General features: G+C 41.4%; 13 protein-coding genes. 6 read left to right on the top strand and 7 right to left on the bottom strand.

Annotated elements, in window-relative coordinates; all coding sequences use genetic code 11:
• Positions 1-35 precede the first annotated feature (35 nt).
• Positions 36-1,652 carry a relaxase/mobilization nuclease domain-containing protein gene (locus tag AB6E54_RS02600; RefSeq protein WP_372127462.1) on the top strand — a complete coding sequence of 539 codons (1,617 nt, stop codon included), beginning with the start codon at positions 36-38 and terminating at the stop codon, positions 1,650-1,652.
• Between the two features lie 409 nt (positions 1,653-2,061).
• Positions 2,062-2,946, top strand: a complete 885-nt coding sequence (locus tag AB6E54_RS02595; protein WP_274680997.1) for a hypothetical protein — start codon at positions 2,062-2,064, stop codon at positions 2,944-2,946.
• Between the two features lie 79 nt (positions 2,947-3,025).
• Here AB6E54_RS02595 and AB6E54_RS02590 read toward each other — a convergent pair whose 3' ends face one another.
• Positions 3,026-3,622: a type IV toxin-antitoxin system AbiEi family antitoxin domain-containing protein gene (locus AB6E54_RS02590; protein WP_372128012.1), complete on the bottom strand. Its 597-nt coding sequence runs from the start codon at positions 3,620-3,622 to the stop codon at positions 3,026-3,028.
• 302 nt (positions 3,623-3,924) lie between these two features.
• Between AB6E54_RS02590 and AB6E54_RS02585 the strand changes: the two genes are divergently transcribed.
• Complete coding sequence (locus AB6E54_RS02585) at positions 3,925-4,332, top strand: LexA family protein (RefSeq protein WP_372128010.1); 408 nt, start codon at positions 3,925-3,927, stop codon at positions 4,330-4,332.
• Positions 4,332-5,591 carry a Y-family DNA polymerase gene (locus AB6E54_RS02580; RefSeq protein WP_372128008.1) on the top strand — a complete coding sequence of 420 codons (1,260 nt, stop codon included), beginning with the start codon at positions 4,332-4,334 and terminating at the stop codon, positions 5,589-5,591. Before AB6E54_RS02585 ends, AB6E54_RS02580 begins: the two co-directional genes overlap by 1 nt.
• A 152-nt stretch (positions 5,592-5,743) precedes the next feature.
• Here the strand turns inward: AB6E54_RS02580 and AB6E54_RS02575 are convergent, their stop codons facing one another.
• Positions 5,744-7,252, bottom strand: a complete 1,509-nt coding sequence (locus AB6E54_RS02575) for a hypothetical protein (RefSeq protein WP_372128006.1) — start codon at positions 7,250-7,252, stop codon at positions 5,744-5,746.
• A 146-nt stretch (positions 7,253-7,398) separates the two neighbouring features.
• Positions 7,399-8,133 (bottom strand): NYN domain-containing protein, encoded by a 735-nt coding sequence (locus tag AB6E54_RS02570; protein WP_230768476.1) that lies wholly within the window; start codon positions 8,131-8,133, stop codon positions 7,399-7,401.
• A gap of 77 nt (positions 8,134-8,210) precedes the next feature.
• Here AB6E54_RS02570 and AB6E54_RS02565 point away from each other — a divergent pair, with 77 nt between their 5' ends.
• Positions 8,211-8,342 (top strand): hypothetical protein, encoded by a 132-nt coding sequence (locus AB6E54_RS02565; RefSeq protein WP_372128003.1) that lies wholly within the window; start codon positions 8,211-8,213, stop codon positions 8,340-8,342.
• A gap of 112 nt (positions 8,343-8,454) precedes the next feature.
• Here AB6E54_RS02565 and AB6E54_RS02560 read toward each other — a convergent pair whose 3' ends face one another.
• From AB6E54_RS02560 to AB6E54_RS02545, 4 genes are all read right to left on the bottom strand, one after another.
• Entirely contained in the window at positions 8,455-8,988 is a 534-nt protein-coding gene (locus AB6E54_RS02560) for a hypothetical protein (RefSeq protein ID WP_372128001.1), read from the bottom strand.
• An 88-nt stretch (positions 8,989-9,076) separates the two neighbouring features.
• Positions 9,077-9,715: a hypothetical protein gene (locus AB6E54_RS02555; protein WP_372128000.1), complete on the bottom strand. Its 639-nt coding sequence runs from the start codon at positions 9,713-9,715 to the stop codon at positions 9,077-9,079.
• Between the two features lie 83 nt (positions 9,716-9,798).
• Entirely contained in the window at positions 9,799-10,200 is a 402-nt protein-coding gene (locus AB6E54_RS02550) for a hypothetical protein (RefSeq protein ID WP_372127998.1), read from the bottom strand.
• A gap of 489 nt (positions 10,201-10,689) precedes the next feature.
• Positions 10,690-10,908 carry a molecular chaperone DnaJ gene (locus AB6E54_RS02545; protein WP_048662314.1) on the bottom strand — a complete coding sequence of 73 codons (219 nt, stop codon included), beginning with the start codon at positions 10,906-10,908 and terminating at the stop codon, positions 10,690-10,692.
• A 190-nt stretch (positions 10,909-11,098) separates the two neighbouring features.
• On the opposite strand from AB6E54_RS02545, the gene AB6E54_RS02540 reads away from it, so the two are divergent.
• The gene (locus tag AB6E54_RS02540; RefSeq protein ID WP_372127972.1) at positions 11,099-12,850 is read left to right on the top strand and encodes a hypothetical protein; all 1,752 of its coding nucleotides are present in this window, start codon (positions 11,099-11,101) and stop codon (positions 12,848-12,850) included.
• Positions 12,851-12,871 lie beyond the last annotated feature (21 nt).

The following is a 12,871-nucleotide window of genomic DNA, read 5'->3' as shown; positions in this document are numbered from 1 at the left end:
ATTTACCACCAAAAATAATAATAAAAGTAACTAAGATGATCAGAGTAAGATTCAAGAACGTGCCAAGAGAAAACGGCGCAACACAGAAAGGCGAAGACCGCGCCAACTACATCGCAGGAACTACAAAGGACTTTGACCAGCTCAATGGCCTAAACAGAGCAAACTATGTAGCGGGCAAAACAAAAGACCACAATGACCACGACCCTCTGAGCTCAAAAACCGAGTTCCTGACTAGCGGTAATATCGCCTCTCCACTGCCGACTCTACTAACCCCCTTCCTGCCGCACCATCAAATGGATTGGTCGCATATTGGTAGGGAAATCGGCTCAGTGAAAAGCCAGAAAGGCTTAATAAAAGATCCGATTCACGAGATGATTAGCCTCCGAGAAGGCGAACATCTAACGCGCAAGCAATGGCTTCAACTTGCCAGAGATTACGTTAAAGAGCTAGGGCTGCAAGGCGCTAAGTACATTTTTTTTATACACCGTGACACTAAAAAAGAGCACATACACCTTGTGTTTAGCGGTACAGATGCTGTAACTAAAAAAGTACTGAATCATTGGCAAGATCGAAAGAAAGCCACCAAATTAATGAGGAAGTACGAAAGATGGTTCGGACTCGAAGCAGTACCAAATCCAGGCGAGCGCCTTGACCAAGATGTTACAGAAAACTACACCGATAAAAGCAAGATTGACAAATCGAAAGCCGCAAGGCAAACAAGTCAAAAAGCAAGGATTACAAGGGCAATTAGCAGCGTCATTAAGCAAAATGAAGTTCTTGACTATCATCCCACCCTGCTTGAGTTCCTAGAGCAACTTGAACTTGCTGGAGTGGCTGCAAGTCTTAGCTACAAAAAACTTGGCGACAAACACCCCTCTGGAATTAGCTACAGACTGTCTCGGAACGCCAATAAGAGCCAAGCTGCCAACAATGGCACTAACACGGCAAAATACATTCCAAGCTCTAAGATGGGCCATGGCGGCATGTATAACTTTAAAAAGCTAATGGAGTCTGAGTGCTTTAAGTTGAGCGACAAGGAAGCCAACTTGGTTCGCAGAATGAACATGGAAGAAGGCGCTCGAAAATATGGTATGAAAGCAGACCCTGACGTTAAGCTCGGCTTCAATCAGCTCATTGAGGATAACGCCTACTGCAACGTGGTGTGCCGCTACAAGCTCAAGGATGAAGCCAAGGTCAAAGCAGCTATCAATTCGGTCAACCTGCCTGTCTACGAGAGACTGTTTAACCAATCTGGTGAGAAAGACTTCCTGACGTTCAACCCCAAGCTTCGCGCATTTGTCATTCGCGTAAAAGCAACCAAGCGCCGCTGGCATAAGTTCGAGTACAACCAGCAATGGTCGAACAACACAAAGATGACTAAGGGCGAATTCAATGCTTTGGTTAATCAACGTATGGCAGAAATGCTCATCGAATTCATAGAAAGGATTCTTCAAATGTTTGGCATTATTGTGATGGAAATTGAAACGCATGCGGGCGACTACCAAACGCAAGGTGACTTCAAACTTAAGCACAGTGCACAGCCTCAGATACTCCATGAGGACGATTTGGAAAATACCCTGAGCCGCATTGGTGGCGGCGACATCGTAGCCCCTACCAAAAACCATGACTTGAGTTCAAGTATTTCCTTCTAACTCCAGCCACCTACGGGTGGCTTTGCTTTTGCTATCAATCCATCTTAAGCCATTGATTTAAAGTGAAGTAATATTGGCCAACATGACACTTGTAACTTGCGTCAATTATATTAATTGGTAGATATATCTCTCCCACAACTTGCTGACATTTAATATTATAAACACCACATTAAAGCATCTTAAAATATAAAGATCACACAACATAACAAATTAATTAATTTAGTAAACCAATCGGTTTTTTATTCAATATTTATTAAAAACCACAAACCTAACAAAAACATTTAAAATAATCACATAATACATAAGATTAATTTATCAATTACTCATAAATATCCTTGACCTTAACATGAGTTAATGCAATCATATATTCAAGCCAATAATAATAATAATAATAATAAAGGCATTTAAAATGACTATCGAAGAACAAGCAATCGCACTGCGAAATAAACTAAAAACCCCATCTGAGATTGAATCTGAAAATAGCGAATACTCCATTTCGTACAGCAAGGTATTTCCAGATATCGAAGATATTGAAGAGCTGGCAACAATAAAAGACAAGGCGGTTAGTCTTCACATCCGCGCACTAATTAAAAGGGGCGATGAGGTTATTCTCAGCAAGCCTATCATCACCATTCCACTGCATCAGCTAACAAAAATGCCAGTGAGCAGAATGGAGGTTGTGCAGCTATACGCAACAGATTATTACAATCCTGAGGCGCATGGGATGAACATGCACCTCAAACCAAGGTACTTTGAAGAAATGAAACCGTTTCTTCAGTACGCAATCTTACAAAAGCAAATCTCAGCAAAGACTCTGGATAAACGCAGAGACAAATTTGAGCACACGGACGGTTGCATGGTTTACAACAGCGCTAAACCAATACATGAGTTGTGTGACTGGATCGGAGAAATTGAAGAACTAGGCGTCGTGGAACTACGAGCAGATGAAGCACAAGACATTCAGCAGGCAGTTGCTAGGCTTGAATCTATTCTTGCGAATATGGGCTACGCATCGAAGAGCTTCAATGTTGAAAAATATCAGGATGATGAAATCGCCGAGTCTGTTGATAGCAAGTACAACATCAACAATCGCAGGATCAGGAAAGACGCAAGTAAGACAAAAGAAGAGAAGCAGGCAGAACTTGATCAGGACAGAGCGGCACGATTCACAAACTGCGATGAAGCCAATCTGGACGGACTGCCATCATCGGCAACTACAAACACTGTTTCAAACTCCCGCATTGCATATGAGATTGCATGTGGGAGAACAGTCAAAGAAGGCAGAAAGAAATAAACTCGCCCCTTCGCCAACGGCGGCATCAATTAAAAACAAACGAGAGAGCCAGCGGCCCTCTCGTTAATCTCCAATTCTGTCAGAGCGTCAAGCTTAGCGCCTGCATGTAGGGCATCATCACATTCGTCATTCGGTAGCGTTTAGCATACTCCCAGAGCCTCTCTTGGTTCAACTTGTTGGCTCGCTTTGCCTCTGTAAGTGCTTCAATTGCAACATCAACACCAATTTTATTGCGAAACTTGAAGCACTCAACAATTGTTCGCTCAATGTCCGTAACCAGCACAGGGACACCATCAATCTTTGTGGAGATAACACCAAATTCCTCAGTGTCCCTACTCCTAATTATCTGAATTTTTGGATATTCAATTCGAGGTGCCCTATCACCTTTCTTGATGCATAGCCAGACTTGGAAAGGGGCTTGGGTAGTAAGATTATGGTATTTGAGAGCGGATAGAAGACAGATAATGCCATTTTTCGCTCTGGCTCCAACCTCAGCAAACGACTGCATCTCCGATTCTTCTCGTCCAACATAGCCGTAAAGCCCTCTTTGTAGCCTTTCCAGAAGTTCCTTGTCCACAGCGCGACCAAGAGCTGCACGCGATATGCCAAATTTTGCGGCGTCTGATGTGGTAAATATTGATAGTTCTTTAAGCTTATCTAGGTCTGATGGATTCATAAATGATGATACGTTTTGCTATACATTATCTAGATTGTATGCCGTAAAGTATCATTGAGGCATTGTTCATTGTTGAATTGAGTCAAAAGTCACATTGTAGGACGTTTCCATGTTCGAGTTTTGATCCTACAGAATCGGTTAAGTATCTCGCTAACGCCAATAGTAAGTTTACGAAATCACTGAGCCCGCCATCAAAGCGCTAGATTAGATTTTGCTGAGATATTGGGCAAACAATTCACACACACTTGCCAAAATGACTTTTTTACACCAAAATAACACTGTTTATTTATACAGCATTATTTATGAAAGTTATTCCAATTAACGCACACGCTGGCATCACAGGGTTTGAATCCCCTGCAACAGAGTACACTCAACTCTCCCTTGATCTCGACGAGCTTCTCGTAGAACACCCAAGTGCAACTTTCATCGGGAGAGCATGTGGTGACTCTATGCAAGGGCTTGGCATATTTGATCAAGATTTGCTGATCGTTGATCGACATGTGGATGTGAAACATAACGACGTTATCGTCGCGAATCTCAATGGTGAGTTTATATGTAAGCAGATTGATATCCACCGCAAGCTATTGCTCTCAGCAAATGATAAATATCAACCTTCACTTATCACCGAGTGTGACTCCTTCTCGTTAGAAGGTGTGGTCATCAGATCCATACGTTGTCATAGACCAAGCCACCTGCTGAGAACAAAGTAATGTATGCCTTAGTCGATGCGAACTCATTTTATTGTAGCGCTGAACAAGTCTTTCGCCCTGATTGGCGCGGTAAACCCATCGTTGTTCTCTCCAACAACGACGGGTGCGTGGTGGCTACAAATCGACAGGCCAAAGAAGCGGGCATTGAAAAATTCAAACCATTCTTCCAAGTTAAAGCACTTTGTGAACAGAAAGGCGTAATCGCCTTATCATCCAATTATGAGCTGTACGCCGACCTCTCGTCCAAAATGATGCAAGTAATTGGTCGATTCGCTCCAGAACAACACATCTACAGTATCGATGAATCTTTCCTATCGTTCGAACGTTGTTACCCTGCCATTCCATGCCTGAAAACGCATGGAATGAAGCTGAGACGAGCTGTATGGCGAGAATGTCGCTTACCCGTTTGCGTCGGCTTTGGCCCAACTCTTACACTAGCAAAAATCGCTAATCATGCCGCCAAGAAGATATACGGGTATGACGGCGTCTGTGTAGTCGATAACGTACAAGAGCGCAGAGCCATACTGTCAAAGCTAAACTCTGATGATGTCTGGGGCATTGGTAAAAAAATTCAAGCTCGATTGAAGTTTATGGGCATCAATACAGCTCTAGAACTCGCTGACTATCCACCAGCGCTCGCTCGTAAAGAATTTAACGTCGAAGTCGAACGCACTATCCGTGAACTTAACGGCCAACCATGTAAAGCTTGGGATCAATCACGGGCCGACAAAAAACAAATTTACTCTACAAGGAGTGCTGGTAAGCGTATTACCGAATTGGAATCATTGCGCCAGGCTTTAGCAAAGCATGCCAATATCGCTTCATCAAAAGCTCGTCAGCAAAACAGCCTCTGTAAAGTCATGTTGTGTTTTGCTAATAGCTCGCCGTTCGATGAGAAGGCCGTAACGCGAAGAGCGGTACATAGGTTTGCCTACCCTACTTCAGATGTCACACAGATCACCAAAGCTGCCACTTTACTGGCAGAAGAGCTATTTTGTGAAGGTGTTCGCTTCTATAAAATTGGCGTAGGACTGCTGGACTTAACCGATGGCAAACATGAACAGTCAGATCTGTTTAACCCTATGCCCAACGACCCAAAACTCATGTCTGTGTATGATTCGTTGAACCAACGGTATGGCTCTGACACCTTGTTTCTGGGAGCACAAGGAATAGCACAGAAATGGGGCATGCGGCGTGAGATGCTAACGCCCCACTACACAACTAAGTGGCAAGACTTGCCAGTCATCAAGTGCGGGTAGAGTCATAGTTAATGCTCTGGGGATTTAAATGCTTTGCCTATACTACCTAGCTATCGTGTCTAGCTCGGGACTGGCTCATTATGTTCTAGAACATTAGCCGACTGTAAATGCTGATTAGCGATACATTTTCTAATATCTTTACGCATGGCGAACTACAAATTTCCAGGCCAACTTTCCCAGTTAGGGTAGGCTTTAGAAGGGGCTTGAGGAATATGAATTTGTAGTTCATGCCCATTAATTAATGCGTAGAAATCCGCGTATTCTTGCTCGTTTTTGAGTTTGCTCATCAGCAAGAAGCTAACAAAGCTGAGTTCTGGTAAGAGTGAATTGCTTAAAGAATCTTTTCGCGTGACAAGCGATGACAAGTTTTCTAGGCACGTTTCAATATAATCCGAACTGAAATCGCTTGTATTCGGCTTTGGCAAGTTGTCGTAAAAGCCGTTTAGTTGCCAATCATCATAGTCTTTGATTGGATCTTTCGGAAAGTGAATAGCTAATCCATCGTCTTTCACTGCATCTAGAAATTCAAGGTATGCTTCGTAAGTGCCAAGTTCAGCTTCGTTTAAAAACTTCACAAACCTTCCCTTGAGCATGATCAAGTCTTTCTCAAGTTCGTTAGTAGAAAGTAAGGACTCAAAAATATCGAGCTTTGAAACGATATCTTCAGGATATTCCTCATCAAACTCTTCTTCATCTTTAGTCTCACTATATTTCGCTCGCTCTAATATCTCTTTCCAAGTAACGCCGTAGATATGTTCAGGTGCTTCAGGCATATCAAGTGAGATTACAGCTCCCCAAAGGTTTTCATCAAACCATTCTACATAATCTTTTTGAGATTCAATTTCTCGCTCAACGCAAACTTCAATGAACTCACTAAATGAACAGTAGTCTCGCTCATCCATAGAATCTGGCATTTGATTCACAGAGAGTTCTTGTGACTCCCTCCAGATATCGCTCCAGTCTTTTTTGTAAAAAACTGTCGGTTTATCAGGTAAGAGATAATTCTTCAGATTTTCATAGTGTTCTTCCAACCAAGATTCGTATTGCAATAATGACTGAATATTTTGAAAGTTTACGACCTGTAGAAACTTAGAGTAACTGCACTTTTCTTCTATGTGGTCGTCTTCTGTATCTTCATGTTTGATGTTGTCATGAGCTAAGAGGCCGCCACCTGTTCTATTTGCGATCAGCTGCCCCAAAGTTTCTTCATAGCAATCAACCTCAAGAGCAAGTATTGACTGCGACTCTTCATCTAATTCATCAAACCGAACTAGACCAAAGCCAATTCGATCTAACATGTTATTGAACTTTTGATCTGCCTCAGCAAGATATACTGGATCCCAATTGAAGCCATTTCGAAATTCGTGAATTAAATCTTTCTTGTATCTTCTTAATAAGCGTTCTTTAACAGTGAAAAATCGGTCATTGAATAGCGGAAGCAGATCGTTGCTGAGGATTGAATTACATTCCATGCATGACACAACAAGGATGAAATCGATATCTTTTCTTGTGGAATAAAGTTGAGCGGTTGTAAGCGCAGGTACATGGTCGACAGATAGGTCGACATCAGTGCCACAGTATTGGCAGATATCAGCTTCAATAACAGGGTATTTCTTTGTGTAGAGTTGATGATAAATGGCATGTGCTTGTTTTCGATCCATTTTTTAACCGCTCCAGTGATAATGAACACTCGACTAAGCGAGTTATCATACTATTAGTTAATTCATGCTTTTCTAAATTAGAAAAGACGCAACTCAGAATTATCCACTTCCGAGCTACAGCTCCAGTAAGCACGGCCACGTAGCTCTCACTGCTTACTACCTTTAGTCACGAGTCTAAACTCCAAACCAGATTGCTTCGATTGACGTGTCGAGTAACGGTTAGGGAACTTGTCGAAAAAGTCAGACAGCTTCTTCAGGCCATAATTACGCGGATCAAAGTCAGGTTTCAAACGTTTGAGGTACTGTCCTACTTCACCTAGTTTGGCCCAGCCAGATTCATCACGGTAGTTTTGCCATGCGCGGTGCATCAGTTGCCAAATTTCTTTCTCTACGCCATTGATTTGCGTGGATTGTTGAGGTGGTTGCGGGGACTCTTCCTGTGGCTTATCCCCGTTGAGGTTTTCAATGGCGACAAAGTCATCACAAGCATTTTTAAACGAAGCGGGTGTCATTGCCTTACCGACCCCTATCACAAACATTTCAGACTCTCTCAGCCTTGTTGCAAGGCTAGTGAAATCACTATCACTTGAGATTAGAGCAAATGCATCAAATCGTTGGCTATAAAGAAGATCCATCGCATCAATGATCATGAGAGCGTCAGTCGAGTTCTTACCCGTTGTGTATGCAAACTGCTGCTTCGCTTGAATAGCAAGCTCATTGAGGGGCTGTTTCCAGTTTTTGAGTTGCTCAGTTGAGAAATCTCCGTATGCACGTTTGACGATTATTTGGCCGTAGCGTGATAGCTCTTCGATGATAGAGCTCAATTTAGAATGTGGCGTGTTCTCTGAATCAATAAGAACAGCAATTTTACGACTTCCCATGTACCGTTTCCTTCTTCTATTCATAGGAATAGTATCCAAGTCATCACTCAAATGCCACTGCATGCGTATGAGGTTAAATGAAAATTGAAAGAACAGGAATCCCATGGGCTAACGCCCATGAATCTATCGAGTTATTCAAAGCGGCAGCTTTGGGTAAAGAAAAGGCCACTTTAACTCTTTTGTATATAAATAGAGAAAGTGGCCTATAGATAGAGAAATGTTACTAGCGCTCTTAAGTTCATCAGCTAGGTTGTTTTCGCTGTTCTCATATTGAACTATGACAACCGAAAGACAAGTATATGCCTCTCGGCTTTCGACTCACTACTCTCCCATTTTCCACATCAGCGTCTTCTTCGCTAATTTATGCGGAACTTTCTGCATCCATCGACTCATTTTGGCTTCACCATTTGAATAGCTTCTTAGTTGTTTTTTCACAGCATTCATTAGATCTCGAGACAACCCTGCTGGCATTGTTATTGAGCGTAACCCCCTCAAAACGTTGGTAGAAGAGTCAACAATATGGATTTCAATACAATATCTTGATTCTGGTGTAGTCAGTTCTTCCATCGTCATGTCTGGGATCAACCTCGCGTCAAAAGGGCTATCAAGTGTCGCTACCTTCGTCTTGCCATCTCGGAACTGCCAAAGCAACAAAATAGCGCCATCCTTTTCAAGTAGACCGCAATGCAACTCACCACGACGTAAGATGCTCTCTTCATATTGAGAGATATCAGGCATAGTAACTATCAGCCTGTTACCAGATGGTCGCATCAATTCTGCAATGGCACCTTGTCCGTGTACGGGAAGCTGAATTGGATAGCATTGACCTACCGACATCATATCTACTTCATTCATAATAGATTACCTTTATTTTTAATTATTAGTGGTGTGAAGAAGCCAGCCGCACTGCTTACATGCAGCCAGCTTCCAGTAATTTTTATGACTATTTGATTATCTTGACGTCAAACCGATCGTCTTGATGTATCTCAAGGATCGTTGAAGGTATTTGTAGACGAAGGACTGAGTCTTCATTGAGGATAGTCGCCCAATTCTTATGGGAACCACCCGAAGTTGCATATCCAGATATGAGCGCAATATCGCTATCAATCCGAGCACCTGAATCACGCCCAAAAGCTCTACAAAGAGGGCGACCTAGAAACTCAATGCCTTTACCGTATTCGCGAATTTCTTCGATTGCAGTGATCTCTACCGTTATGGGTGCGCTATTGTAGATTTCGTCCAACTCTTCTACCTCGTCAGAGACAAAACCAGGAAATATCCATGCGTTTTGCTCTTTGTCCCATGAGCCACCTAACCAACGGCATTCCTCGACAAGAAGAGAGTTGTAATCTGACTTGAGCGACACTATGCCCTGCTCTGCTTGAGCCTCCGCACTAGCGCTAAGTTTATAAATTAAGTCGGTTCCGTACTTAAATCGTACAGAGATATCTTCTACTGCGAGGCAGTGTTCACCAAGCTCTAAGTTTTCAGAATTCGAATCAATAAGCAGTTTACATTTGTGTTTACTTGCTGTTTCTGCGGCGAAATATTTGCGGTTTCTTTTTATTATATTGAGAATCATTATTGTTCCTTTTTATTTATTAATCATAGTGTTGCATTCCCCTTAGCTTTTGAATTGATGCCCTACGAATAGAGCTTTGTTAATTAATCCTGTATGTCAGGACAAACGATCCTTTGCGTATCACGAGTGATTTTGTAAGCAATTTTCTCCTTGTACTTATCTAGATTGTGGATCTGGATATCTGCTGGAATCCCCGTATCACGACGAACGCCCACCAATTTCCAGCCTTTAGTGTTCCGAACTAAATCGACGAATGTGGCCTGTGGCACACCACTATAGGCACTAGCGACCTTGGTATAGACTGTAATACTAGCCTCAATGCCTCGCTGATCATGCTTGTACAGTACGTCATCCAAAGTCTGTTGAAGCGTGCTGACCTTCTCGTAAAAATTATCCAGTGATAACGTTCTGGCTCGTGATCTTGATTGTGCTTTCTCGAGCTCTTCCCTTACGTTACGGATCTCTGTGTTTGATTTTTTTGTCATTGCAAAAATCCTTTATATTGTTGTGATAGTTGTATTCTTATTATTGTTTTTGCCTTCGACATAAATAGTAACCCCAAAGAAACAAATAACTCAAATCATTGATTTTAATGAAATTATTATAAATAATATTTTTCCTTGACATATTGTTTATAATAATTATCACACGTCCAAGAAATCACTAGCATTCAGAGATTTACGGTCTAAATAGGTCAATATTTGTGAAGGTAAGTTCGAAAGGAAGCAAAAAAATTAAATTGCATTTAATTGATATAGATCAACTTTAATCATGTAGTCGCTGCTTCCCAATATACAGTTAAAGTGAAATTCAGAATGGTCTTGTAAGACTGTGCTTGGCGGATTAGATACTGGAAGCTTTTAAAAATTCTAGGATTGCGTCAATCAGAGCCCAATGGCACTGCCCATTTCAGATTAGAGGTAAAGACATTAGTAGCCTTTACCTCTGAAACAAAGCCAGTCAAACAGAATCACTTACAGTCTTTCATCATCTTCATCTTCATCGTAATAATGGCCTTCGCCACCACAATTAGGACAAACTTCAACTTCCTCAACACCTTCCCCATAGCAGGTGTGGCACTGTGCAAACGGTTTATCTTCTTCTGGGTCATAACCTGAACCATTGCAGTTACTGCATCTAATAATTACGTCACCACCACGACCATGGCATAATGAACAAAGGACTTCTTTCATGATTTCTCTCTCTTATTTATATAAACAACCTTAGAGCGCCCTACGAACCATTTTATGTTTCGAAGGAAGTCTGTATATTTTCCCCTAAGAGTTAAAACTCTAGGGTTGTGGATATAGTAATTATTGCTAATTTATGTAACCACCCGAATTATTTTTCACTCAATGTATTGCCATTATGGGTAAAGTGTGTATGAAAGAGATTTCAATAGAGTTAAGTGAGGCTGAAAATGTGTTGCGGGAGTGCTTCGAAGCAGGTATCGCGTATAACCTAATTTTTGGACGTTTAGACTTTAGGAGACAATCTGGTCTAGTTCACTTAAGACGACTTCTAGCTGAGATTCCTCTCGTCGATAGACCCCACTACTATGGCATATTAGAGCGAGCATTTGACCCACGTTATGATGCGTTATGCATTGTGATGAGCCATCTCGACCCCACGTCACCGTTCAGCGGTCAGTTGGCTTCATGTGTTCATGTTCTTCTCCAAAATTATCCCAAAGTGCCATTCAAGTTATTCTTGACTGCTGCTGCCACCACTAACTCAGTTATACAGCCAAAAGAAATTGTTCGTGCTTATTATCAAGTTCGTACCGAATTAGGTAACATTGATTCTCGAAAACTATTTATTACAGTTACAGACCCGACGATAATTAAGCTATATGAGTTAGTGAATGAACGACAACTTACGTCAAATTTGATAAGAGTTGAGTACGGACAAACTCAAGACAACATAACTCCATTTAGGATTCATTCTTACGATTTATTCACTAAGCAGAGAAATATTACATTAGACAATAAAGAGTTTAGTCTTGGACAAATTCACTGGCACCTTATAGAGATAGCTCGCAAGCTTGATTTAGGCCAAGACCCTTTGAAAGATGTACCGCACCCGTTACTAGATGGCAAAAAGTACACGCAGTGGGCACCAATGCTACATGCATTGTGTCGCTACTATGAAAATAGTACACCGACAAAATACTACAAAAAATATAGTGATAAACTGCCAAAGATATACGAACATGAGTTGGATAGTAAAAGTATTATTCCTCAGCTTAATCGATTAAGTACGCGAGAAAATTCTCTACATCGATATCTAAATCCCCACCCCAACGATTTCGCCCAAACTCAACAAAAACAACTTGAGCAAATGGCCCCTGCACTAGTTCAGAAAATGGTCATATGTCACATGATCATGTTTTACTTTTCAGTTATGAAAAATGCTAGTTGGTACAGTCAAGTTAGAGAGTGCATAAATAAACTGAAAAAAAGCCACCCTGAAAACTATCTGTCTAAACTGTTGACTCTTCCTGTGAATAGTGAACATACAGACGATGTGCTACTCAATAACCTGAAAGAACTATTTCATTCCAACCCAGTTGGTCTGTTCCCTTGGATGTTTGGGGACGCACTACCAGACCCAATGGAGTTAATGAAGCATTATTTTAGCCATGAAAATAGCGATAATATCGAGTATATAACTAAAAGGAACATGTACTTTAAAGACCTAAAACTGGCGGATTCTGCACTGTTAATTCCTATGTATCTAAGCCACTTTGATAGTTCGCAGTGGATGAAGCCTGCGATTATGGCTCAACTTCCTTCAGAAAATTTACAAACTTGCATTTTTTATGCACCAGAGGGCACATCAAAAGAACTGAGCTTATATTTGGCGGGATTACTTTGTAAAGGTCAGTATGCTAAGGAAACTCTAGAAGAAAGACTCACGATGAAGGTAAGCAAATTGGAAAACTTGCTGCTTGGCATTTGTTTCCTTTGGCAGAACACCTTTGACAAAAAAACCTCCGTGAGTAAGTTTGTCGATACCCTACAAGTTAACGAAATTAGTGAAATTAGTGAAAGGACTTTAAACATGAGGGCAGATAAAGCTAAGTATTGGCTTGAGCAATGGCCTAGAGTCTCCTTGTTCCACGAAAAATTATGAATGGAAAACAACTAAAAATCA

It is taken from the genome of Vibrio sp. 10N.247.311.49, assembly GCF_041467655.1.
Classification (GTDB): Bacteria; Pseudomonadota; Gammaproteobacteria; order Enterobacterales; family Vibrionaceae; genus Vibrio; species Vibrio crassostreae_C.
The sequence above is the reverse complement of the archived record's forward strand: the minus strand, read 5'-3'. Positions and strand labels throughout refer to the sequence as shown.